The 22,010-nt window shown below is 56.6% G+C and carries 24 protein-coding genes; 9 read left to right on the top strand and 15 right to left on the bottom strand.

Annotated elements, in window-relative coordinates; all coding sequences use genetic code 11:
• Nucleotides 1-9: 9 nt before the first annotated feature.
• From BN873_RS13335 to BN873_RS13320, 4 genes are read right to left on the bottom strand one after another with little or no spacing between them, the layout of a single operon-like run.
• Nucleotides 10-1,092 (bottom strand): cysteine protease StiP domain-containing protein, encoded by a 1,083-nt coding sequence (locus tag BN873_RS13335; protein WP_320411711.1) that lies wholly within the window; start codon nucleotides 1,090-1,092, stop codon nucleotides 10-12.
• Nucleotides 1,089-1,829: an HAD family hydrolase gene (locus BN873_RS13330; protein WP_048674466.1), complete on the bottom strand. Its 741-nt coding sequence runs from the start codon at nucleotides 1,827-1,829 to the stop codon at nucleotides 1,089-1,091. Before BN873_RS13330 ends, BN873_RS13335 begins: the two co-directional genes overlap by 4 nt.
• Nucleotides 1,817-2,980, bottom strand: coding sequence for a phosphoribosyltransferase domain-containing protein (locus BN873_RS13325; protein WP_048674463.1), 1,164 nt, complete (start codon nucleotides 2,978-2,980; stop codon nucleotides 1,817-1,819). The genes BN873_RS13330 and BN873_RS13325 overlap by 13 nt, the downstream gene beginning before the upstream one ends.
• Nucleotides 2,977-4,020: an ATP-grasp domain-containing protein gene (locus BN873_RS13320; protein WP_048674460.1), complete on the bottom strand. Its 1,044-nt coding sequence runs from the start codon at nucleotides 4,018-4,020 to the stop codon at nucleotides 2,977-2,979. Before BN873_RS13320 ends, BN873_RS13325 begins: the two co-directional genes overlap by 4 nt.
• Nucleotides 4,021-4,130: 110 nt before the next feature.
• Here BN873_RS13320 and BN873_RS13315 point away from each other — a divergent pair, with 110 nt between their 5' ends.
• The 5 genes from BN873_RS13315 to BN873_RS20135 all read left to right on the top strand — a co-directional run bounded on the left by BN873_RS13315 (nucleotide 4,131) and on the right by BN873_RS20135 (nucleotide 9,931).
• Complete coding sequence (locus tag BN873_RS13315) at nucleotides 4,131-5,150, top strand: amino acid ABC transporter substrate-binding protein (protein ID WP_048674458.1); 1,020 nt, start codon at nucleotides 4,131-4,133, stop codon at nucleotides 5,148-5,150.
• A gap of 96 nt (nucleotides 5,151-5,246) precedes the next feature.
• Nucleotides 5,247-6,428, top strand: a complete 1,182-nt coding sequence (locus BN873_RS13310) for an amino acid ABC transporter permease (protein ID WP_048674457.1) — start codon at nucleotides 5,247-5,249, stop codon at nucleotides 6,426-6,428.
• Between the two features lie 3 nt (nucleotides 6,429-6,431).
• The gene (locus BN873_RS13305; protein WP_048674455.1) at nucleotides 6,432-7,541 is read left to right on the top strand and encodes an amino acid ABC transporter permease; all 1,110 of its coding nucleotides are present in this window, start codon (nucleotides 6,432-6,434) and stop codon (nucleotides 7,539-7,541) included.
• Nucleotides 7,542-7,603: 62 nt separating this feature from the next.
• Entirely contained in the window at nucleotides 7,604-8,332 is a 729-nt protein-coding gene (locus BN873_RS13300) for an amino acid ABC transporter ATP-binding protein (protein ID WP_171820484.1), read from the top strand.
• Between the two features lie 219 nt (nucleotides 8,333-8,551).
• Complete coding sequence (locus tag BN873_RS20135) at nucleotides 8,552-9,931, top strand: fibronectin type III domain-containing protein (protein WP_139031725.1); 1,380 nt, start codon at nucleotides 8,552-8,554, stop codon at nucleotides 9,929-9,931.
• Nucleotides 9,932-9,969: 38 nt separating this feature from the next.
• Here the strand turns inward: BN873_RS20135 and BN873_RS13290 are convergent, their stop codons facing one another.
• Nucleotides 9,970-10,653, bottom strand: a complete 684-nt coding sequence (locus tag BN873_RS13290) for a hypothetical protein (protein ID WP_048674450.1) — start codon at nucleotides 10,651-10,653, stop codon at nucleotides 9,970-9,972.
• A complete protein-coding gene (hemB, locus tag BN873_RS13285) occupies nucleotides 10,650-11,651 on the bottom strand; it encodes a porphobilinogen synthase (RefSeq protein WP_048674449.1) in 1,002 nt (333 codons plus the stop codon). The genes BN873_RS13290 and hemB overlap by 4 nt, the downstream gene beginning before the upstream one ends.
• A 156-nt stretch (nucleotides 11,652-11,807) precedes the next feature.
• Here hemB and BN873_RS13280 point away from each other — a divergent pair, with 156 nt between their 5' ends.
• Nucleotides 11,808-12,638: a sterol desaturase family protein gene (locus tag BN873_RS13280; protein ID WP_048674448.1), complete on the top strand. Its 831-nt coding sequence runs from the start codon at nucleotides 11,808-11,810 to the stop codon at nucleotides 12,636-12,638.
• Nucleotides 12,639-12,645: 7 nt separating this feature from the next.
• On the opposite strand, the gene ppx is transcribed toward BN873_RS13280, so the two are convergent.
• The 6 genes from ppx to BN873_RS20460 all read right to left on the bottom strand — a co-directional run bounded on the left by ppx (nucleotide 12,646) and on the right by BN873_RS20460 (nucleotide 17,837).
• A complete protein-coding gene (gene ppx / locus BN873_RS13275) occupies nucleotides 12,646-14,136 on the bottom strand; it encodes an exopolyphosphatase (RefSeq protein ID WP_048674445.1) in 1,491 nt (496 codons plus the stop codon).
• An 11-nt stretch (nucleotides 14,137-14,147) separates the two neighbouring features.
• A complete protein-coding gene (locus BN873_RS13270) occupies nucleotides 14,148-14,654 on the bottom strand; it encodes a SixA phosphatase family protein (RefSeq protein ID WP_048674444.1) in 507 nt (168 codons plus the stop codon).
• Between the two features lie 138 nt (nucleotides 14,655-14,792).
• Nucleotides 14,793-15,200, bottom strand: a complete 408-nt coding sequence (locus BN873_RS13265) for a PilZ domain-containing protein (protein WP_048674442.1) — start codon at nucleotides 15,198-15,200, stop codon at nucleotides 14,793-14,795.
• A 245-nt stretch (nucleotides 15,201-15,445) separates the two neighbouring features.
• Entirely contained in the window at nucleotides 15,446-16,801 is a 1,356-nt protein-coding gene (gene phoR, locus BN873_RS13260; protein ID WP_071244223.1) for a phosphate regulon sensor histidine kinase PhoR, read from the bottom strand.
• The gene (gene phoB, locus BN873_RS13255) at nucleotides 16,798-17,490 is read right to left on the bottom strand and encodes a phosphate regulon transcriptional regulator PhoB (RefSeq protein WP_048674439.1); all 693 of its coding nucleotides are present in this window, start codon (nucleotides 17,488-17,490) and stop codon (nucleotides 16,798-16,800) included. The genes phoR and phoB overlap by 4 nt, the downstream gene beginning before the upstream one ends.
• A 191-nt stretch (nucleotides 17,491-17,681) precedes the next feature.
• Nucleotides 17,682-17,837 (bottom strand): hypothetical protein, encoded by a 156-nt coding sequence (locus BN873_RS20460; protein ID WP_171820481.1) that lies wholly within the window; start codon nucleotides 17,835-17,837, stop codon nucleotides 17,682-17,684.
• A gap of 33 nt (nucleotides 17,838-17,870) precedes the next feature.
• On the opposite strand from BN873_RS20460, the gene trxB reads away from it, so the two are divergent.
• The gene (gene trxB, locus BN873_RS13250; RefSeq protein WP_048674437.1) at nucleotides 17,871-18,821 is read left to right on the top strand and encodes a thioredoxin-disulfide reductase; all 951 of its coding nucleotides are present in this window, start codon (nucleotides 17,871-17,873) and stop codon (nucleotides 18,819-18,821) included.
• A 399-nt stretch (nucleotides 18,822-19,220) separates the two neighbouring features.
• Here trxB and BN873_RS13245 read toward each other — a convergent pair whose 3' ends face one another.
• Together BN873_RS13245 and BN873_RS13240 are read right to left on the bottom strand one after the other, a co-directional pair.
• Complete coding sequence (locus BN873_RS13245) at nucleotides 19,221-19,508, bottom strand: helix-turn-helix domain-containing transcriptional regulator (RefSeq protein ID WP_082161286.1); 288 nt, start codon at nucleotides 19,506-19,508, stop codon at nucleotides 19,221-19,223.
• Nucleotides 19,509-19,511: 3 nt separating this feature from the next.
• Complete coding sequence (locus tag BN873_RS13240; protein WP_048674733.1) at nucleotides 19,512-19,805, bottom strand: type II toxin-antitoxin system RelE/ParE family toxin; 294 nt, start codon at nucleotides 19,803-19,805, stop codon at nucleotides 19,512-19,514.
• A gap of 308 nt (nucleotides 19,806-20,113) precedes the next feature.
• On the opposite strand from BN873_RS13240, the gene BN873_RS18860 reads away from it, so the two are divergent.
• On the top strand, nucleotides 20,114-20,836 hold the full coding sequence (locus tag BN873_RS18860) for an ORF6N domain-containing protein (RefSeq protein ID WP_053085360.1): 723 nt from the start codon (nucleotides 20,114-20,116) through the stop codon (nucleotides 20,834-20,836).
• Between the two features lie 83 nt (nucleotides 20,837-20,919).
• Nucleotides 20,920-21,699 carry a BRO-N domain-containing protein gene (locus BN873_RS18855; protein ID WP_053085359.1) on the top strand — a complete coding sequence of 260 codons (780 nt, stop codon included), beginning with the start codon at nucleotides 20,920-20,922 and terminating at the stop codon, nucleotides 21,697-21,699.
• Between the two features lie 97 nt (nucleotides 21,700-21,796).
• Here the strand turns inward: BN873_RS18855 and BN873_RS20455 are convergent.
• Nucleotides 21,797-22,010 (bottom strand): hypothetical protein (locus BN873_RS20455; RefSeq protein ID WP_048674435.1); only part of this gene is annotated, 214 nt, incomplete at its 5' end.

Below are 22,010 nucleotides of genomic sequence, written 5' to 3'. Positions count from 1 at the left end.
CGCTTTCTATCACGACAAATCCCTGATCAGCGCGGTGGCCTGAATCGGTATGTGTGGATCGACGACCACAGTCACCCCCTTTTGCGCTGCCAGCAACCGCAAATGCGCGACATCGGGCTGGTCGGGATCACGCAACAACAGCAGATCGGGCAGGCGCCGCAGCAGCACGCGCGTCGCTTCAGCGACGCCCGGTTTAATAAAGTTGCGATCACCGATACGATAGCGGGCATGTACTTGCTTTAAGAAAGCAACCATCGCCTGCCGACGCTCCTGGCGTTGCTCGGCGCCATGCTGGATCGGCAGCGACGTAACGCTGGGAAAATGTCGGCTCACTTGATCAAGAAACCACGTTGAGCGGTCGTCAGCGGTAAATTCGGCGTAATACACGCACCCATGGAAATCGGTTGGTTCGATGGCCGCGTTCAGAATAGAGCGGCTGGTCAGCCCCGAAACCGTCGCATTCAAAATACCGCTGGGAATGGCGTAATCATCAGCGGTCGCCGCCACCTCGGCGACACCACCGATATCGGATACCACATGCAATGCCTCAGGCACCTGTTCCGGCTGATGTGCGTTCCACGCTGCCAGCGCCCGGCTCAGTTCATCGGCAATAACGCCTTTGGCAGTCCAGCCATCCACGAACACTAAACCAGCCACGTTGCGCTCTTGCTCTCGTAAGATGAACTTCAGCGCGTTTTCGTCGATACCCCGGTCACGAATGATAGAAATTGAATAATGCCGGGCATTGGGCTGCTCCAGCCAGCGCAGCGCCCGCACCAGCAATGCACCGATGGGTGTCCCCGCCCGTGCCAGCGAAACAATAGTCAGAGGCCCAGGCCGGGTATCCCGCAGATAGCACGCCAACGCCAGAACCTCGCCCGCCAATCGCCGGGCGTAACGCGCAGTGAGCGCTTCAAATAACTCCAGATAACTGGAATCGGGCACCTGCTCCGGCGCCAGCAACTCACTGTAATGACGCCGACCGGACTGAATCAGTCGCTCCTTACTCGCCACATCGACCATCGCCATGGCTATCGGCTTGAGCAGAAAAACCGTGTCCTCCGCCCGGTAGCTCCCGGTGAACGGCATCATGGCTGATACGCGCCCCAGGTCTCGCGCTGGATTTGGCTGTCCTTAGGGACTAGAGCAAAATCGCAGAGTCGCAAAAACGGCAAGTCGGTCAAACTGTCACCGGCACCGATACTGAGCACCGGCCCATCTTTGGCCAATTCCTGGATCACCCGCTGCACCGCATGGTGCTTTTGCGCAGCACGCACCATGAGCGCTAAATTGCTGCCGTTATGGTGTAAGGCCACGGTTGGCGGCAATCCTTCCGCCTCCAGTCGCTTACGCACGCGAGTCAGCGCGTCACCATCACCGTCGGCTTTAATCGAGAGATAGGTTAATTGCTGCTCGATACGATGCTGGCTCACTCGATAACCACCTGCGACTGCATCGACGCCAAGCTGCTCGGCCAGTTGTTGCAGCAACGGTTGTGCCGCACTGAGGCACGGCGCTATCTCCTCGTGCCACCACGGCGGCAACTGGCCATCGGGTTGGCGAATCACCGCACCGTGATGGGTGATGCGCCAGGATGTGAAAGGGATCAGGACGCGGGCCAGGGCATCGTCAGTGCGGCCTGTAACGGGAATGATCGTCGCCTGCTCTGCCCACCAATCGAATAATCGCTGCTGGCCCTGACTCATGAATGACAGCGCTCGGCCCGCACGATCCACCGCAGCCGGGATCAGCGGTTCACCCGGTGGGCACTTCGGCGCCGTTTGCAAAATCGTATCGTCGAGATCGAGAAACAGAATCAGTCGCGACATGCAGGCTCCGTGACCCAACTTAACCCACTGATTTGAGCAGCCAGAGAGTGTTCGAGCAACATCGCCGGATGCTCATAACAGATGACCGGCAGCCGATCTGGGTCCAGGTTGTAGAGGTAATTTGGGATGGCATCCCCATAATTGTCCCAAAATTCGCGCCGGCTGGTGATCGCATCGCCCAACAAAATCGGTGAACGGGTGGTCGATTGGAACCGCACATCGCACCCCCGCTCTTCCCACGCCAGGGCAACCCGAAACGGCGTGTAGGCATATTCGCCGGTGCCGATCACGGCCAGTGGGCGATCCAGCGGCAGATCGGGGAGCGGCGGTAAACGCCAGTGGCCGGCCAGCACGCCAGTACGTGCTGGATCGGCGGTGATGTGATCATGCCGACGATCCGGCTGAGCGATCACCAACGGCAATTCGGGTGGTGGAAAATCTGGCTTAGGATCGAAGCAGAACTCCCCTTCGATCAAGGCCGGAAACCGCACTGGCCGTCCCAGCACTTCACCGATTTTCCGCTGTCGCTCCAGGCTCAACCAATTGGTGATGCAAACCAACGCCACCTGCTCGATATCCAAATTTGCCCGTAAATAGGCCCTCGCCAACTCAAGCAACGTCCTGCCAGTCGATATTTCATCGTCCACCAATACCAAGCTCTTTGCCGCGTTAAAGAGCGGTCGCAAAGTTGGATCGGGTCGATAAACGGCATGATCCGGCGCATGACTGTGGGATTCATCGAAGCTGAATGCAAGATGATGCGATAAGAGATAACGAGTGGTTTGCAAATACAAGACATCATCACGGCCAGTTTGCAGCGCGGCCTCTTCGGCAACCCCACGGCCCAACGCGGTAGCGGTTTCGGCGAGTCCAATCACCAGCAACGGTCCCGGTAAATCGGCGATTTTTTCGGCAAGCGACCGATGAACGGCGCGCATAAGGCTCGGTTTAACCGGCCAATGCTTGCCCAACACCTTACTGACGAAGAGATAAAGACGGCGGGGATTTTGCCGGGTGGCACAGGCCAAGCACGCCTCCAGCGGCCATTCCTCGCGCCGGGTACGGATCTGTAAGGTTCCTGCCTGAATGGGAATAAAGAGGGTTCGCGGCGCGGCTTCGACCGTCGGTAACGGGGTCGATGTTTCTATCACAAAATCACAGCCTGTTCGATTTTGGCTACCTTTAGCCCGCTCGCTGGTTGCGGAATAGCCGCTGCTTGCACTGTGCCACCGAGCAAACGCAACATCCAATACGGCAGGTTTAACCCTGCCTGACAGGACAGATAAATTCCGCCCGACATCCGTGGATTCACTTCCAGGAAGCATTGCTGTCGGGTGCCATCGGCGCCGATCCGTTCGCGCGTTTGCACGTTGATCAACCCGTTGAGCTGGAAAGCGGCGACGGCGCATTCCGCGATTCCCCATGCTTCAGGATCATTCTCGATCACCTGCCAGCGCCAATTGGAATTCGCGGGCTTGCGTCGAACCACGGCACGCACCAGCCGACCATCCTGAGCCAGGCAGTCGATGGAACGCTCATCGCCCGCCAAATACTCCATGGCTAGAAAAGGCGGATGGCCCACCGAGGCATCCAGGAGCCGACTGAATTCAGCGGCGCTGATCGCGAAGTTATCATTGGCCAGAAAGCGTTCCAACGGCGACTTGCCATCATCGATCAAGCGAAAACCCAGACCGTAGATCGACCGCACCGGTTTAACACAGGTGCGCCGCCCGCTGGCACTCAAAGTCGCCAGTGCTTCGTTAAACTCTGCACCGGTGGTCATCAGCATGGTTTGCGGTAGTGGCACCCCGACGGTAGCCAGCCGGGCATTGGCCCGCGCCTTGTCCTGAATCTCCGCCAGCGTTTCCGTAGCTGGACAGGGTAAAATCAGGCTGACGCCGGCGGCGGCGAACCGGGCTTGCTGCTCGATCAACAGCGACCAGCGGTTTTGCGGCCAGACGATGCGAAATCGCTCATCCCGACACAACGCCAGTAACCATTCGATATAGGCGTCCGGCGTGGCCTGCGAAGGTTCCAGATAAAACGAATCGGCGGTGCGGCGCAACGGGGTTTGCTCGGTGACATAGCTGGCGCCCACATGGAATTCATCGGACAGCATCGCTTCGTGAATCAGCGCGATGGCGGCCTGAACTGTGGCAAGGCCGCGCGTTATTAAAACCCGTTCCGTCATAAAAGCTCTACTTTGCGGAAAATCACCCTATATTTTTCCTATGATTGAGACCAATACTAATTATGCCTTAAACCTCTAACGCCTTAACCCACCCTTTCGGGAGATAGCCCATGAAAAGCTGGAAACCTTTGGCTGCTGTCACCATTCTGTCACTTAGCGCTATCAGTGTCGCCCACGCCGGGACAACCTTGGAAGCCATCAAGAAAAACGGCTTCATCAAATGCGGCATCAGCGACGGCTTGCCCGGCTTCTCCTTCGCCGATGAGAAAGGCAACTACAGCGGCATCGATGTCGATGTCTGCCGCGCGATTGCCGCTGCTCTGTTTGGCGATGCCACCAAGCTTAAGTACACCCCATTGACCGCCAAGGAGCGCCTGACCGCCCTGCAATCGGGTGAGATCGATGTGCTCTCGCGCAACACCACCTGGACTTCCAGCCGCGATTCGGCCCAGGGTCTGAATTTCGCCGGAGTCACCTACTACGACGGCCAGGGCTTTCTGGTCAACAAGAAACTGGGAGTAAATAGCGCCAAGAAATTGGACGGCGCTACGGTTTGCGTCCAGGCTGGCACCACCACCGAGCTGAACTTAAGTGACTATTTCCGCGCCAGCAAGATGAAATTCACACCCATCACCTACGATAAATCCGATGAGAGCGCCAAATCCCTGGAGGCCGGCCGTTGCGATGTGCTGACCTCCGACCAGTCGCAGCTCTATGCCCAGCGCATCAAGCTGGCCAAACCGGATGAGTATGTGGTGTTACCGGAAGTCATCTCCAAGGAACCGTTAGGGCCGGTGGTCCGCCACGGCGACGATGACTGGTTTGACCTGGTTAAATGGACCCTTTATGTGATGGTGAATGCCGAGGAATTAGGCGTTAACTCCAAGAATGTCGAGGAGATGAAGAAATCCACCAACCCGGACGTGAAGCGTTTGCTTGGCGTCGAAGGCGACAAAGGCAAGGATTTCGGCTTGGCCAACGACTGGATGGCGACCGTCATCAAGCAAGTTGGTAACTATGGGGAAATCTTTGACCGCAACGTCGGCAAGGGCAGTCCGCTGAAAATCGAACGTGGTTTGAACGCTTTATGGAATCAGGGCGGTTTGCAATATGCCCCGCCGGTGCGCTGAAGGCGCTAGGTCTCTGTAATTAAACTCAACCCCTTCCCTCGCCTCGCTAGGAAGGGGTTTTTTCGTGCAGTCTTTGCTGGATTTTCGAGAACGACCATGAGCGAACCCGCTCTTATCCCGGCCAAACCGCCGTTTTGGAACAACCCGCAAACGCGCGCCATTGCCTTTCAGATCATCGCTCTTACTGCCACTGTGGTGTTTGGCTGGTATATCTTCGACAACGCCCAATCAAACCTGCGCCGCCTCGGCATCGCCTCCGGCTTCGGTTTCCTCGATTCATCGTCTGGCTTCGATATCGTCCAAACCCTAATTCCCTACTCCTCGTCATCCAGTTACGGCCAGGTGTTTTGGGTAGCTTTGCTCAACACGTTGCTGGTATCGGCACTGGGCATCGTGCTGGCGACGCTGATCGGCTTTCTGGTGGGCATTGCCCGCTTATCGAAGAATTGGCTGATTTCCCGGTTGGCCCTGGCCTATATCGAAACCTTTCGCAATATTCCGTTGTTGCTACAGATTTTCTTCTGGTATTTCGCCGTGCTGCGGGCGATGCCGGCCCCACGGCAGAGCCTGCACCTGGGTGAGGCGATTTATCTGAACATTCGCGGGTTGTATGTGCCCCACCCATACCTGCAAGCGGGTTTTAGCTGGGTGCTGGTTGCGCTGGTGCTTGCGGTTGTCCTGGCATGGCGGATCGCCCGCTGGGCACATCGGCGTCAACAAGCCACCGGCCAGCAATTCCCGATTTTTTCCGTAACGCTGGCTTTGCTGATCGGTTTGCCGCTGCTGACGTTCTGGCTGGCCGGATCACCGTTGGTCTGGGAATACCCGCAACTGCAAGGGTTTAATTTTCGCGGCGGTTGGGTAGTGATCCCAGAAATGGCCTCGCTGCTGCTGGCACTTTCGATCTATACCGCCACCTTCATCGCCGAAATCGTGCGCTCCGGCATCCAGGCGGTCAGCCATGGCCAGACCGAGGCGGCATTTTCGCTGGGCCTCAATTCGGGCCAAACCTTGCGGCTGGTCGTGTTGCCGCAGGCATTGCGCGTGATCATTCCGCCGCTCACCAATCAATATTTGAATCTGACGAAAAATTCGTCGCTCGCCGCCGCTATCGGTTATCCCGATCTGGTTTCCTCATTCGCCGGCACGGTGCTTAATCAGACTGGCCAGGCCATTGAATGTATTGCGATTACCATGGCGGTTTATCTAACCATCAGTTTGCTGATCTCGTTGCTGATGAACTGGTATAACCGCCGGGCGTTGCTGGTGGAACGCTAAACTATGACCCAGCCCCATATCCCTCATCCCGATTTGCCGCCCCCAGCCAACGCGGTCGGTGCTATCGGCTGGCTGCGCCGACATCTATTTTCCTCGCCAGCCAATATTGCACTGACGGCGCTGGCCCTCTATCTGCTCTATGCCCTGCTGCCACCCGTATTGAATTGGGCTTTTTTCGATGCCACCTGGCGCGGTGATAGCCGCGAGGCGTGTAGCGGTCAGGGGGGTGCTTGCTGGATTTTCATTCGCACCCACTTCGCGCAGTTCATGTACGGATTTTATCCAGAAGCACAGCGCTGGCGGGTCGATATGCTGGTTTTGCTGCTGATTTTCGGCGTGGCGCCCCTGTTTATCCGCACCGTACCGGCCAAATTGAAAAGGCGGCTGGGGCTAGGCTTGCTGATCGCGTTTCCCATTTTCGCCTTCGTTTTGATGCGGGGCGGTATTCTGGGCTTAGCAGCGGTCGAAACCAGCAGTTGGGGCGGGCTGCTCCTGACGCTGGTCATTGCCGGAGTCGGCATGACCGGCGCCTTGCCTCTGGGCGTGCTATTGGCCTTGGGCCGCCGCTCCACTATGCCGACGATTCAGGCATTATGCGTGACGTTTATCGAACTCTGGCGCGGCGTTCCGCTGATTACCGTGCTGTTTATGTCCTCAGTGATGTTGCCGCTGTTCCTGCCGGCTGGCCTGAATTTCGATAAGCTGCTGCGGGCACTGATCGGCGTCACCCTGTTTCAGGCCGCTTATATGGCCGAGGTGGTGCGCGGTGGGCTACAAGCGATTCCCAAGGGGCAGTTGGAAGCCGCCGCCGCGCTTGGTCTGGGCTACTGGAAATCCATGGGCCTGATCGTGTTGCCCCAAGCCCTGAAACTGGTGATCCCCGGCATCGTCAACACCTTCATCGCCCTGTTCAAGGATACCTCTTTGGTGCTCATCATCGGCTTGTTCGATTTGATGAATATCGTTCATAACGCCACCACCAACCCAGCGTGGCTCGGCTTTTCCACCGAGGGCTACGTCTTCGCCGCTGCCGTTTACTGGTTATTTTGTTTTGGCATGTCGCGCTATAGCCGTAATTTGGAAAAACGCCTACACACCGGCCATCAGCGCTAGGAACCCACTCGATGCCTGAGTCACAATCTCCCGCCATCTCCACCCCGGTATCCGATCAGATCATGATCGATATCCAAAGCCTCCATAAATGGTACGGCGCTTTTCATGTGCTGAAAGACATCAATTTAACCGTGCATAAGGGTGAACGGATCGTCATCTGCGGGCCATCCGGCTCCGGCAAATCGACTACGATCCGCTGCATTAATCGCTTGGAGGAATACCAGCGCGGCCGCATCGTAGTGGATGGCGAGGAACTGAGTAACGACGTGCAACGCATCGAGCATATCCGCCGCGAGGTCGGCATGGTGTTCCAGCATTTCAATTTATTCCCGCATTTGACGGTGCTGGAGAATTGCACGCTAGCTCCCATCTGGGTACGCAAACTGCCCCGCCAGGAAGCCGAAGAGATCGCCATGCGCTATCTCACGCGGGTCAAGATCCCCGAACAAGCCAGCAAGTATCCGGGCCAACTGTCCGGCGGCCAGCAACAGCGGGTCGCTATCGCTCGCAGTCTGTGCATGAATCCGAAGATCATGCTCTTCGACGAGCCGACTTCAGCACTCGATCCAGAAATGATTAAGGAAGTGCTGGATACCATGGTGGCGCTGGCCGAGGATGGCATGACCATGCTCTGTGTGACCCACGAGATGGGGTTTGCCAAAACCGTCGCCCATCGGGTGATTTTTATGGACGGCGGGGAAATCATTGAGCAAAACCGGCCTCACGAATTTTTCACTCACCCGCAATCGGAGCGAACCAAACTTTTCTTAAGTCAAATCTTGCATCATTAAAATGACAAAAATCGGTTTTGAACACCAGAATTATATCCGGGTTAGCCAACATGCCGTTAATGGAACTATTCCGTGAATTTGTCATTACTATGATAGTATACACAGTATTCATATTTTTTTAATATATTAATTTTTATAAATAAAATTTATTATTAGATGACCTTGGTCGGCAGAAAGCTTATCATCTGCGCTCAAATTACCTGGTAAGCCTTAGAGAGAATGCCGATTGTGTTTCTAAAAAGTTACGGTTTTTTGAGGTTTTTAGAGAATGCTTTTTTGCTTGGTGAAGGAACAGCGACAGCCAGTAGATTATTGGCTAGTGATGAGCAAAAGGGGCGACACAGAACCCAATATTTACGGGCTATGCGATTTCTTATCAACACCATTAGCCCAGTATTTTTGCTCGCCATCCTACTGAGTGGGCTTTTTCTGCCCTCTCCAGCCGTTGCGGCTCGAATCACGCTTGCCTGGAACGCCAGCTCAGGCCCGGTAGAGGGTTATCGTATCTACTACGGTTCTACGACCCAGCATTACATGACGATCCTTCCCGCTCCGCCTAGCCTGATTACCTCGACGACGTACACGACCCCTGATCTCCCTGCCGGAACTTATTATTTTGCCGTTAAAGCGTTTGGGAAAAGTAATAATCAGAGCGGCTTTTCCAATGAGGTTGCCGCAACCATCTCGGCTCAGGCAACAACACAAGGCACCAACAGTCCGGCCCCTTCCTCCAGCGGTTCCACGACAACCACATCACCCCCGGTCACTACTGCACCCCCTAAAACTGACACATCAACCGAGGGCAGTACGTCCCATCAAGCGTCTCTGCCGTCGCGCTTACCGCTCACCAATATTTATACCCGTGGCTGGGTTGGAACTGGCGATAATGCAATGATTGCCGGTTTCGGCATTACTGGAAACAGCCCTAAACAGGTGTTGATCCGCGCCACAGGTCCTTCGCTGGCCAGCGCTAGAACTTCCAATCTTCTCTACGACCCAACCCTGACGCTTTACAGAGGTCAAAGTGTGCTAGCACATAACGATAACTGGCAAGACCACCAGGCTGCGAGTATTACAGCCACCGGTAAAGCCCCTCGAAGTCTGCAAGAGCCAGCTCTTCTCATCACGCTTAATCCTGGTTTTTATACAGCGATTGTACGTGGTGTCAGTGATACAACCGGTAATGCGGTAATTGAAATGTACGAAACCGGGCAAACGGCAAGCACTTTAACGAATCTCTCCGCTCGTGGCCGGGTTGAACGCGACAATGCGATGCTGGTTAGTTTCAGTATCGGCGGCACGGGGGAAAAATGGGTTCTGATTCGGGCCAATGGTCCGACGCTGAGCGCTGCCGGCATTCCCAACGCTCTGGTCGATCCCACGTTGACGCTGTACAGCGGCCAAGCCACTTTGGCGAGCAACAACAATTGGCGTGATAGCCAAGCAGCGGAGATTGCAGCAACTGGCAGAGCGCCAACTGATCCCCGCGAATCAGCCATAGTCGTTCGTCTTAAACCCGGCTTTTATACGGCCATCGTGCGCGGGGTCAATAACACAGTTGGCAACACGCTGATCGACATCCAAGACCTCACTGAGTGAGTGATAGCCATCCAAAACAAATAGCCATCATACCCCTCTCAGTGGCGATTTTCCTGCGTCAACGGAGATCGTAAGCGCTCTGCAAAATCAGGGGGCGAGACGTATTGCAATAACGCCTCGCCGTTCTCACCGAGCAAGAGATCTAAGCCGAATTGGGGATAAAGCCAATGGGTGCCGTCTTTGGTCGAGATCCTCTCGGACGGCTCGCCAAAGCGAGTACGAACCAAATCAGGGTTCAATTTGGCAACTGGCATAAAGGTGATCACCGCGATGGGCGCTGATAACACCAAGTCCTGATCGGCTTTGGCAACTGGATAGTGCCGACCACCATCGGCGCTGGGTTTACTCGTACCGGCGCGACTCCGTATCGCTTGCAGGGCATCGTCCGGCAACCGGGCCAATAAAACCAAACGTGCGTTTAGGCCCCCCACGACTGCATCACGAAAATAGATTTCCAGGCTCAATTGGCCCACTTTGTCCTGGAACAGGCCAAAGTCGTAGCGGCGTCCCAGCTTGTTCGTCGCGTCTCGCACGGTGCTCTGGCTCAATGTCAGGCTGAATACGCTGATCGTGGTGCCGTCTGGACTGCGGGTGATTTGCCAGGGTAAATCCTGGCCGAATCTGGAGGCTTGGCCACCAGGCGGGCGCATGACGGCTAAAAAGAAGCCACTCAGCACCACCGTGGCGGTTCCCGCTAGCAGCCAAACCCGCCAGCGTTTCATACCCCTTTTCGCAACCAGCCAGCCACTCGCCCGGCGAAATACGTCAAAATTGCATCCGCCCCAGCCCGCTTAATGCTCAAGAGGGACTCTAAGATCACCGCCCGCTCGTCCAGCCAACCCTTTTGCGCCGCCGCCATCAACATGGCGTATTCGCCGCTAACCTGATAGACGAAGGTGGGAACGGCGAATTGCTCCTTAACTCGGCGCACGATATCCAAGTATGGCAGACCGGGTTTCACCATGACGATATCGGCCCCCTCCTCCAAATCCAAGGCTACTTCGCGCAGCGCTTCGTCGCTGTTGGCAGGGTCCATCTGATAACTGTATTTGTTACCCTTGCCGAGCGCGCCCGCCGAGCCGACAGCATCGCGAAACGGCCCATAAAAACTGGAAGCGTACTTGGCGGAATAGGCCAAGATGCGCGTATGGATAAAGTCGTTGCTTTCCAACGCTTCCCGAATGGCACCGATCCGGCCATCCATCATGTCCGAAGGAGCCACGATGTCAGCCCCTGATTCGGCATGCGATAGGGCCTGGCGCACCAGTACCGAGACCGTTTCATCGTTCAACACATAACCGGTTTCGTCTACCAACCCATCCTGACCATGGCTGGTGAACGGGTCTAACGCCACATCAGTGATCACGCCGAGTTCGGGAATATGAGCCTTCAGGGCGCGCACCGCGCGTTGCGCCAAACCTTCAGGGTTATAAGCCTCGGCCGCATCCAGCGACTTGGCTTCCAAAGCAGTCACCGGAAACAGGGCTACCGCCGGAACACCCGCGCCAACCAGAGCTTCGGCTTCGCGCACCAATTCATCAATGGTCAGCCGTTCGACACCTGGCATGGATGCGACCGGCTCACGTCGTCGCTCTCCTTCGATGACGAACAGAGGCTGGATGAGATCGGCTACCGTTAACACGGTCTCTCGCACCAACCGCCGGGAAAAATCATCGCGGCGCAGACGACGCGGGCGAGCACCAGGAAATTGGCCAATCATGATGTGCGGTAATCTGGACACGCGAATCTCCTCCGCGATGGATGATCAACTGCCGAGAGATGGGGTCAAAACGACATGGGCACGAGATTATAGTCCAAGCGAGATCGGAGGCTCCTGGATAGAGCCACTCTACTGCGCCGACAGGAGATGGTTTCAATGAGTGATTGGTTATTACACCACGAGACTAGCATCCGACTGGGCTTTTTCCTGATCGTACTGCTGGCGATGATGGCCTGGGAATGGCGCCGGCCGCGTCGGTCGCTGAGTTTGCTCCGTGTCCGCCGTTGGCCGGCAAATTTTGGCCTGATCGCGGTGGACACTGTGGTGCTGCGGTTGTTGTTTCCGCTGTTGGCGGTCGGTACAGCACAAGTCACGGCCGATAAGAGTTGGGGCTTGTTAAATCGCTTGGACGTTCCTTGGGCACTAGCGGTTATCACAGCCTTGCTGGTGCTGGACTTGACGGTTTATGCCCAACATGTGGCCTTTCACAAAATCGCGCTGCTGTGGCGCTTGCACCGCACCCATCACACCGACTTGGATTTGGATGTGACTACCGCGTTGCGTTTTCATCCCTTGGAAATCGTCCTATCCATGCTGATCAAACTGGCCATGGTCACCGCGTTGGGTGCACCACCCGTCGCAGTCTTGCTATTTGAAATGCTGCTGAATGCGACCGCGATGTTCAATCACAGCAACATCGACTTCTCTCCAGGACTGGATCGGATTCTGCGGTGCTTCGTCGTCACGCCCGATATGCACCGCGTCCATCACTCGATTCACCGAGTGGAAACCGATAGCAACTTTGGTTTCAATCTACCCTGGTGGGACCGGCTCTTTGGTACTTACCGAGACCAGCCGCAAGATGGTCATATTGGAATGAAGATTGGGCTGAAGGCGTTTCGTGACTGGCGTGCAACTCGCATGGATGGGCTGTTGCTGCAACCATTCCTAAAATCCAATTCCAACGGTGGCGCGCAGCCGACTTGAAACAAAATCACGCGAAATCAAGCCGGAACCCTGCCTTGCGCAGGAAGCGTGCTTCTTCCGTCAGATCGGTTCGGGTCAGCGGGTGTGCGTCCAACCAACCTGCCGGAAAGCGCAATTCGAGCCGCTGTTCAGCAACCGCCAACTGGGGAATCGGCGGCGGCTGACGGCTACGAGCGCGATTGAGCACGACAGCCAGTCGCAACAATAGACACAGTCGCCGCGCCAAGGGCGCGACATCGCGTGGCAAATGGGCGAATGCATCGGCTGGAAATGAGCGGCGATGGTATTGAATCAAGGCCGCCAACAAAGTCTGGTCGGTTTGCGAAAAACCCGGCAAATCCGCGTTTTGCAGAATGTAGGCCCCATGTCGGTTATATTGGTGATAGGCCAGCAACAGGCCGATCTCGTGCCAGCGCGCTGCCCATTCCAAGGCGTGGGCGAATTCCTCGCGCTCCAAACCCCATCCGGCAGCCACCTGCACCAGCAAATCGTGCGCGGTTGCGTTCACCCGCTCCGCCTGTGCTCGATCCAGGCCATAACGCTCGGTCACGGCCGCGATGGTCCGATCCCGTACATCCTCGTGGCGAATACGACCCAGTAAATCGTAGATCACGCCTTCTCGCAGCGCCCCGTCCGAGACAGCCACCTTGTCGATTTTGAGCGCTTCGCACAAACCATGCAGCACGACGAAACCACCGGCGAACACCTTGGCCCGCGCAGGCTCCAACTGCCAGCGCGATGCCACCGTTGCCACATTCCCAGCATCCAGCAGGGCAGCGCGCAAACGCCGCAATCCCTCCAAGGTAATCCCCTCCCTGCCCCAGCCTTCGCGTGCCACCACATCCTGAATCGCCTTGATCGAACCCGACGCACCGGTGACGACCTGCCAGCCAAGATCGACATACTCCTCACGAACCGGCTCCAACCGCAACTGCACCCGCAACTCAGCTTCGCGCAGCCGGTTTTCAGTGATCTTACCATCGGCGAAACAGGCACGGCTCAAGCTGACGCAACCCATCTTGAGGCTGGTCAGATGCAGTGGCTCGAATTTTTCACCGATGATCAATTCCGTGCTACCACCACCAATATCGACGACCAGCCGCCGACCGGGTATGTCGGCAACGCTGTGCGCGACGCCGAGATAGATCAAGCGCGCCTCTTCCTGGCCGCTAATGATCTCGACGGTGTGGCCGAGCACATCCTCGGCACGGACCAGAAAATCTGCGCTGTTGCGCGCTTGCCGCAAGGTGTTGGTGCCGACGATCCGCAAACGCTGGGGCGAAATATGGCGCAAACGCTGACCAAAACGCGCCAAACACTCCAGCGCTCGCTGCTGCGATTCCTCCGATAATCGATTTTTATCGTCAAGGCCCGCCGCTAATTGCACCATTTCACGTAGCCGGTCGAGCACCTGTACATGCTCATTGGCGATTCGGGCGACGATCATATGGAAGCTGTTAGAGCCGAGATCAATCGCGGCCACATCTTCGGGTGCCATGCAATCCCCTTTCAATCCTGCTTCAAGCTACGCAACTGTCCAGGGGTCAAGGCCCAGCTCAGCACGCCACCACCGGCCACCGGCCGTCCCGAAAACTCCAGCAAGGCCATCCCGCCCTTGCGGAACACGATCAGCGAACGGGCTACATCAGCCAACAGCAAGCCGGACAGAAAACCCAGTTGCGGTTCGTGACCCACGGCTACCACAGTAGCGGCCGGACACTGCGCCAACCACGCGATGACCGCCTCAGGCGGGTAGCTGTAATCAAGTTCAGGACGCTCCACAACCGGGATATCGCCATAGGCCCGTGCGATGATTTCGGCGGTTTCGCGGGCGCGTAGCAGCGGGCTACAGGCCAGAACATCAATCTGGCCGATTTGGGAACGCAGGCGATTAGCCCCCTTGCGCATCTTTTTCCGCCCGATTTCGCTCAAGGGCCGCCGAGCGTCGGAACCGCCGGCCGTCAGGAAGGTTTCCGCGTCCTCGGCAATGGCATGACGAACCAGCAACAATTTCATCGATGGTGTCTCACTTTTTTCTTCCAATGTTATCGGCGATCAAATCGACAACTCTCCAGCCTCATTTTCTTGCGGAGGCGGCTCAACCAACCCAGCGCCGGCTGAATCGGCGCCTACGGCGCCTACGCTTCGCTGGGATTACAAGGGAAAATCCTTGGCGTACTTGGCCACCCATTCCAGCGCCGCTTCCGCGCTGGAAAGCTCACGGCCCTCTTTTTCCAGCACATCTTTCTGATATTGGTGAATCCGGCAAATCTGTTCAACCATGCGCACCGAAAACTCGGTGTTGGCATCGGCGAATTGTACGCCCACGTCATAATGGCCGTTGACGCGACGGCACCACGCAATGGTACCCGTCGTCTCGAAGGCCGGCTCTCTGACTGGGATCGTGATCTGAATCCGCGTCCCTCGTCGCAGGGCTTGGCCACTCTGAAAACATAACCCCCCCTGGCTGACGTTCTTCAAACGTGCGCGTCGGTGTGGCTCGCGCTCAGCGACACGGCACTCAATGGGAATGTTGCTGGGATGGCGAATGAATTCTCGCATGAGGGCGATCCTCCAAACCGGGGAACGCGGCCAACACCGCGCTAGTGAATGGCTAGTGCGCGGCGATCAACTGCCCTATCGTCGTCGGATAGCCAGATGACCGGCACATCGTTGCAAGTGCAAGACGATGAAATTATTTTAACATGCGAGATACAATCTTGTGGTGGTTTTGTCATCACCGTCGGTAAAACGGTGTGCTTGGCCAGCGACATTGAGACTCCCTATTTCAGCAACTCCCCCAAACTTCACAGTGTATCCAGCGGGAAACTGGGTGCGGGTCCGATCACCGGTAAAGCGGCCGAAGGTCCAGCCCGTAATTCGCGCGGAAAATCGCAAGCGAAGCTACTGCCTTTGCCTAACTCGCTATCGATGTGCAAATGGCCACCGTGATTGGTCAACACATGCTTGACGATTGACAGGCCCAAGCCAGTGCCACCACTGCCGCGCGACCGGTCACGGTCGGCCCGATAGAAGCGCTCGGTTAGCCGCGGGATGTGCTGCGGCGCGATCCCTTCGCCGTTATCAGTCACCACCAAATGAATGCCACCTTGATCGGCGAACCAATGAATTTCAATCACCCCGCCCGCTGGGGTGTAGCGCACGGCATTGAACACAAGGTTGGAAAAAGCGCTACGGAGTTCTTTTTCGCAACCGAGCAACCATAGATCAGGCTCAGCGGTCAACTCAATCCGATGATTTTGCTCACCGCTCAAGGCGCCGGCGTCGTCGGTGATATCAGCCAGCAGATTAGGCACCGCGACCGGCTTACCCGGCGCTCGGTCCCTCTGCGTTTCCAAACGAGCCAGCATCAGCAAGTCTTCGATGATATGCAGCATCCGGCCGGCCTGTTGGCGCATTCCTCGCAAGGGTTGTCGCCAAGCCTCCAGATCTGGGCTGTCGCTGTCGAGCAATGCCTCTAAATAACCGACGACGACTGTTAATGGTGTACGAAGTTCGTGGGATACGTTGGCGATGAAATCACGCCGCATCTGCTCCAAGCGGCGCACTCGACTGATATCGGCGACCAGGAGCAATCGCTGTTTCTTGCCGTAGGGTACGATCCGGGCGTTCAGAGTCTGCCCGCTATCCAGCGGCGACGGAAAATCCACGCTCTCAACCGGGCGTCGCTGCACCAGAAATGCCACGAATGTTGGATTGCGCAGTAGATTGGCCACCGGCAAACCAGTGTCACGCCCTTGCGCCAGCCCAAGCAACGCTTGCGATGCCCCGTTGCACCAGACCACATGATCGTTCTCATCAAGGATCACCGCCGCATCGGGCAACGCAGCCGTCGCCTGCTGAAACCGTTCCAACATACGGCTAAATTTCCGCTTGCGCTTACGGTTTTGGCGGCGCAGAGCACCGATCCGTGCGCCGATCTCTTCCCAAACCGGGCCGATGGGTGGCACATCAATGCTTTTGTTATCCCGCGACCAGCGCTCTAGCCGATACAGCCCCCACAACTGCCAGAGCAAACATCCCGAAACCGCAACCAATAACACCAAAAGGATTTGACCGCTCAGCACCCCCAAAAACGCGGCTAGAAAAATGATGAAGCCCAAGCGCTGGCTTAGCCTTCGCCAGGCGGTTAATCTGCTCATAGCCTGGTCGAAAACCGATAGCCGGCACCGCGCACAGTTTGGATCAGGGCGTCGTAGCCATGCGGCTCCAACACTTTCCGCAAGCGACGGATATGGACATCGACGGTGCGTTCTTCCACGTAGACGTTGCTGCCCCAAACCCGATCCAGCAACTGACCGCGACTGTAGACCCGCTCCGGGTGGGCCATAAAAAACTCCAATAATCGGTATTCGGTAGGCCCCACATCCAGCAAGGTTTCACCCGCGCTGATCCGGTGGCTAGCCACATCCAGTGTCAACCCATTCGCGCGCAAGATGTCATCATCAGCCGCCGGGCCGCCCCGGCGCAGGACCGCCCGGATGCGTGCTACCAGCTCACGCGGTGAGAACGGTTTAGTAATATAGTCATCCGAACCGCTTTCCAGCCCCTGCACCTTATCCTCCTCCTCGGCACGGGCGGTCAGCATGATGATCGGCAACTCACGGGTCAGATCCTCTCGTTTCAGGCGGCGGGCAAAATCGATACCGCTGATTCCCGGCAACATCCAATCCAGCAAGACGAGATCCGGCAGACGTTCCGCGATACAGGATTGGGCCTGCCGGGCATCGGCAGCTTCCCGCACCTCAAAACCGGCCCCGGCCAAGGAAAATACGACCATCTCCCGAATCGGCTGCTCGTCCTCCACAATCAAAATAGATTTTGCGTTCATAGGCCCTCGCGAAGCGGTTCTACATCATCCTAAAAATTAAGCCCAAATATTCACTGAGCAACTCTATTTAAGGCAATTTAATGACAGGAGCGTTACAGCGCACACAGGTTGGCCCGATAGCTCATCACTATCGACAGGTTTGTTCGATTGAATTTCCGCCGCCAAGGGAAACCGCTTAAACTGCGCCATATTCACCACAATGCTTTTTTAATACCATCGCTGCCCACTTCAAGAAACGAGGCGTGGCAAGGATCAGCGTCCATTAATTCACAGTTCAGCCACTGCATGGCTGGCGAGAAACTCCGGTTGAGCAGGATGGAATCGGCTGGATCGTTTTTCCACTGCATTGATCCCCGCTTTTAAAAATCAGGAGATAGTTTATGAGCAGCAAACACGCCCGCCTATTGATTCTTGGCTCCGGCCCGGCCGGTTATACCGCTGCCGTTTATGCCGCTCGCGCCAACCTGAAACCCCTCTTAATCACTGGCTTGCAGATGGGCGGCCAATTGACCACCACCACCGAGGTCGATAACTGGCCCGGTGACGTGGAAGGGTTGATGGGACCGGATTTGATGGAGCGGATGCGCAAACATGCCGAGCGCTTTCACACTGAAATCGTGTTCGACCATATTCATACGGCTAAGCTACAAGAGCGGCCTTTTCGGCTGCTGGGCGATTCCGGGGACTATACTTGCGATGCGCTGATCATCGCGACGGGCGCCAGCGCCCAATATCTAGGATTGCCGTCCGAGCAAGCATTCATGGGCAAAGGCGTGTCCGGCTGTGCAACCTGCGATGGGTTTTTCTACCGCAACCAAAAGGTGGCCGTCATCGGTGGCGGCAACACAGCCGTTGAGGAAGCGCTCTACTTGGCCAACATTGCCAGTGAGGTCACGCTGGTACACCGGCGCCAGCAATTCCGTGCCGAGAAAATCATGGTCGATAAGCTGATGGCGAAAGTTACCAGCGGCAAGATCCGGCTAGAGCTTGATACGGTGCTTGATGAGGTTTTGGGTGATGAGAGCGGCGTCACCGGCATCCGCGTGCGCAATCTCCAAAGCGAGGCCCGCAAGGATATCGCGCTGCAAGGGGTGTTCATCGCCATCGGTCACAAGCCGAACACGGATATCTTTGCCGGTCAGGTAGAGATGAAAAACGGTTATATTCAGGTCAAGGGCGGCAGTGAAGGCGGGGCTACAGCCACCAGCGTGGCCGGGGTATTCACCGCTGGTGATGTGGCTGATCATGTCTATCGGCAGGCTGTGACTTCAGCCGGTACTGGCTGCATGGCAGCCCTAGACGCCGACAAGTATTTGGAAACTGCCCACTAAGGCCGCTGCGATCAAATGCTTCGGCCTTGGGGATTGATGAGGCTAGCGATCTAGCCGAAAGCCTGCAAATTGGCGGAGAGGGTGGGATTCGAACCCACGTGGGGTGGTTAGACCCCCATCCGATTTCGAGCGCTGGAAATGCCGTTTAACATCAACGACCTACAAGTCAACTACAACAAAATCCCACAGTTATCGATTAAGCACGAATCGGCGCTACGATGGCCTGACACAATTTCTGGCACAGCCAGATAGGCCATGCGTGGGCGCTTGTGAAGGTTTAATTCGGTGGAATTCCACCCAATTAGATTCCGCCCCGCTCCCCCTTGACCCGCTATGGCGGGATTCTTCGCCACCCTCTTTACCGCCGAACCCTACCGCTACACCGGGCCGATGCGCTATTCAGCCGACCTGGGCCATAACACGCAGACCGAGCGCTCGAAAAATTTTGGAGATATCCCAAAAATTCAAGGGCTTGCTTGTTTGAAGGGTCTCCAGCGATTGCCTGTGCTCTGTCTTGAGTTTTCCCAACTCAACAGCACGCAAGACGGTACGCATCGCCTCGGCGAACGCTTCGCTGTCGTTTTCTTCCATCACGATGTTCAGGTAATCCGCAACCGCCTGAGGGGAGTCCAGATAGTTTGCCATCTCGAATTCGAGGCGTGCAGTCTTTTTTTTGGCAGGAGTCACAGTTCAATCCTCCAAGCGAGCGCACTGAATGGCTCTGGCTATATCGGCGGCCTGGGTGGATTTATTGCCGCCACCCAGCATGATGATCAGCACCTCGCCGCGCTGGATATAGTACATCCGCCAGCCCGGCCCGAAGTGCTCGCGCATCTCAAATACGCCTTCGCCCACGGGTTTGACATCGCCCAGGTGGCCGTGTTGCGCCCGTTGCAGACGGCGGCCCAGCCTCAGCTTGGCCACACGGTCTTTGAGACCATTCAGCCAGGCGTCAAATTCCGGGGTCAGCTCAAGCGTGTACATGCCCCCATTGTAGCCAACCGGCCACAGGCAAGCCATGACCCCTTGACCCGCATCCCAGCCCGGAGTAGGCTTTCTACGCTCTCGCAAAAAACGAGAGTCGGGATTGGAACCCCGGAAAACGGAGCGCATCAGCGCCCTCTACGCGATACCAGGCGCTATTTTTGTGCCTGCTCGTCTATGGCGGGCTGTGCGAGGCACCCTCACGGGTGGCCGGTCACTCCGTCCGGTAGTTCCAACCTCGTACAGTCCGCCACCATCGTCTGGAACTTGATGTTGGCGGTCTCCAATCTTTATTACGGAGTCCGTTCATGTCTACTCAAGTCATTCGCATCACCAACGAAGTCGAAATCCCCTACCTGACCTACCAAGGTCAAGCCGTCCTCACTTTCGCGCTGATTGATAAGGTGCATAACCGGGTTGAAGGAACGGCTAGCCGGAACTTCCGCAGTAACCGCCAGCGATTCATTGATGGCGAAGATTACTTCTACATTACTGATTCTAAAAGCTTGGACGAATTTCGTCGAAGCCACTCCGGCATCCTGAAAGACGCCGCCAACGAAATCACCCTCATCACCGAATCCGGCTACTTGATGCTGGTGAAATCTTTCACGGATGATCTGTCCTGGCAGATTCAACGGCAACTGGTAAAGCTCTACTTCCGGGTTAAAGAAGTCGCAGAGAAAACCCAGCCCGATGCCACCCCCACCCTCAGCCCCCAACAATGGTCAGTTATTGACCAGCTGATCCGCGATATCAGCCTCTATTGCCGACGCCGGGAAGGGGCCAGTCACGCCGCCCATGAGCGGATTCGTTTTTCCTTCGGGCTTCGCCATAGCAGCGATTTGTTGCCGCAAAACTTCGAGGAGGCGAGAGCCGACCTGGAAGGGCTTCGAGCGTTGGCCGAACAGCATATGCACCGCCTCATTACGCTGGACGAAGAATTCATCACCGCCGTCATTCGCCCGCCCGTGTCGATTCGCAAGGTGCGGGCAATGGCCAAGAAAGCGGTTTCGCAACCGTTAAGTTTTTAAGAAGAACAGCGCCAGGGATGGCGCAATGAAATGTTGGGTCACTCTGAGGAGGAAATTCATGCAGTTAATGTGGAGAACACTCCGTGAAAGCATTGATTCCGTTTTCGTTTGAAAACCGTGAAATCCGCGTCGTCACCATCGACGGTGAACCGTGGTTTGTTGCTAAAGACATAGTGGAGGCACTGGAGTACTCAGACGCCACGCTAAGCAATATAGGCGATGCTGTTAAGCATGTTCCAGAGGAATGGAAGGGTCGGTTTCCAATCCCGACCCCTGGCGGGACACAAGAGATGCTGACGCTCTCAGAATCGGGCTTCTATTTCTTCTGCGGACGCAGTGACAAGTCGAAGGCCCTACCATTCCAGAAGTGGGCGGCTGGTGAGGTATTCCCCGCCATCCGTAAGACGGGCAGCTATACCGCTCAAGGGGGCGGCTTTTCTGCACCCCCATCGGTGATCCAGCCGACCAAGGAATTCCGCGCTCTGTTTGGTGTGGCGCGGTTGGTTGGGATGGACAAAAACGCCGCAGCAATTAGCGCGAACCAGGCAGTAACGAAGATCACCGGCACCAATGTCTTGCAGCTACTCGGTCACGTTCACCTAACCGCAGAAAATCAAAAAGTCCTGTTCTTCACTCCGACCGAATTGGGGGAACGGCTCGGCATCAGCGGTCGCAAGTTCAACATGCTGCTGGCTGAAGCCGGGTTGCAAGCCAAGAAGGGGGAGCACTGGGTTCCGCTGATCGCAGCAGAAGGCTTCTGTCGGATTATGGACACCGGCAAGCGCCATGGCGATGGAACGATGGTGCAGCAAATCAAGTGGGCCGATAACGTCCTAGCCATTATCCAGCCCCAAGCCGCCTAACCCAACGCGCGCCAGGGATGGCCCCTACCCTAAACCACTTGCTGAGTCTCGCTAATTCAGCAAATCCAACCCGCTCCGGCGGGTTTTTGGTTGGCGCCTACGTCTCAAACGCCTGCGCCTGACTGACCAGCACGACAGTCGGCGCCGCCCCGGCGGGCGCTTGAGCGGTCACGCTGATTTTCCCGCTCCCATAGCCAGGGTCCAGGTCGGTCAGCACATAGCGGCCCGACTGCGGAAGCCTTGGATGCTGGAGCATCACCCACGCGGCCGGTTGCAAGCGGTACCGTGGGAGGTCGGACGTAAAGCGCACG

This window comes from Candidatus Competibacter denitrificans Run_A_D11, assembly GCF_001051235.1.
Classification (GTDB): Bacteria; Pseudomonadota; Gammaproteobacteria; order Competibacterales; family Competibacteraceae; genus Competibacter_A; species Competibacter_A denitrificans.
This window is presented reverse-complemented; position numbering and strand designations above follow the sequence as displayed.

Excerpts from the sequence above, each read along its gene's own strand:
- BN873_RS13315 (WP_048674458.1), top strand. The coding sequence starts at position 4,131 with ATGAAAAGCTGGAAACCTTTGGCTGCTGTCACCATTCTGTCACTTAGC.
- BN873_RS13305 (WP_048674455.1), top strand. The coding sequence starts at position 6,432 with ATGACCCAGCCCCATATCCCTCATCCCGATTTGCCGCCCCCAGCCAAC.
- BN873_RS13330 (WP_048674466.1), bottom strand. The coding sequence starts at position 1,829 with ATGTCGCGACTGATTCTGTTTCTCGATCTCGACGATACGATTTTGCAA.
- BN873_RS13335 (WP_320411711.1), bottom strand. The coding sequence starts at position 1,092 with ATGATGCCGTTCACCGGGAGCTACCGGGCGGAGGACACGGTTTTTCTG.
- BN873_RS20135 (WP_139031725.1), top strand. The coding sequence starts at position 8,552 with ATGCCGATTGTGTTTCTAAAAAGTTACGGTTTTTTGAGGTTTTTAGAG.
- BN873_RS20460 (WP_171820481.1), bottom strand. The coding sequence starts at position 17,837 with ATGCAGTGGAAAAACGATCCAGCCGATTCCATCCTGCTCAACCGGAGT.
- BN873_RS13310 (WP_048674457.1), top strand. The coding sequence starts at position 5,247 with ATGAGCGAACCCGCTCTTATCCCGGCCAAACCGCCGTTTTGGAACAAC.
- BN873_RS13280 (WP_048674448.1), top strand. The coding sequence starts at position 11,808 with ATGAGTGATTGGTTATTACACCACGAGACTAGCATCCGACTGGGCTTT.
- ppx (WP_048674445.1), bottom strand. The coding sequence starts at position 14,136 with ATGGCACCCGAAGATGTGGCCGCGATTGATCTCGGCTCTAACAGCTTC.
- BN873_RS13240 (WP_048674733.1), bottom strand. The coding sequence starts at position 19,805 with ATGTACACGCTTGAGCTGACCCCGGAATTTGACGCCTGGCTGAATGGT.
- BN873_RS18860 (WP_053085360.1), top strand. The coding sequence starts at position 20,114 with ATGTCTACTCAAGTCATTCGCATCACCAACGAAGTCGAAATCCCCTAC.
- BN873_RS13265 (WP_048674442.1), bottom strand. The coding sequence starts at position 15,200 with ATGCGAGAATTCATTCGCCATCCCAGCAACATTCCCATTGAGTGCCGT.
- BN873_RS13270 (WP_048674444.1), bottom strand. The coding sequence starts at position 14,654 with ATGAAATTGTTGCTGGTTCGTCATGCCATTGCCGAGGACGCGGAAACC.
- trxB (WP_048674437.1), top strand. The coding sequence starts at position 17,871 with ATGAGCAGCAAACACGCCCGCCTATTGATTCTTGGCTCCGGCCCGGCC.
- hemB (WP_048674449.1), bottom strand. The coding sequence starts at position 11,651 with ATGATTGGCCAATTTCCTGGTGCTCGCCCGCGTCGTCTGCGCCGCGAT.
- BN873_RS13300 (WP_171820484.1), top strand. The coding sequence starts at position 7,604 with ATGATCGATATCCAAAGCCTCCATAAATGGTACGGCGCTTTTCATGTG.
- phoR (WP_071244223.1), bottom strand. The coding sequence starts at position 16,801 with ATGAGCAGATTAACCGCCTGGCGAAGGCTAAGCCAGCGCTTGGGCTTC.
- BN873_RS13320 (WP_048674460.1), bottom strand. The coding sequence starts at position 4,020 with ATGACGGAACGGGTTTTAATAACGCGCGGCCTTGCCACAGTTCAGGCC.
- phoB (WP_048674439.1), bottom strand. The coding sequence starts at position 17,490 with ATGAACGCAAAATCTATTTTGATTGTGGAGGACGAGCAGCCGATTCGG.
- BN873_RS13290 (WP_048674450.1), bottom strand. The coding sequence starts at position 10,653 with ATGAAACGCTGGCGGGTTTGGCTGCTAGCGGGAACCGCCACGGTGGTG.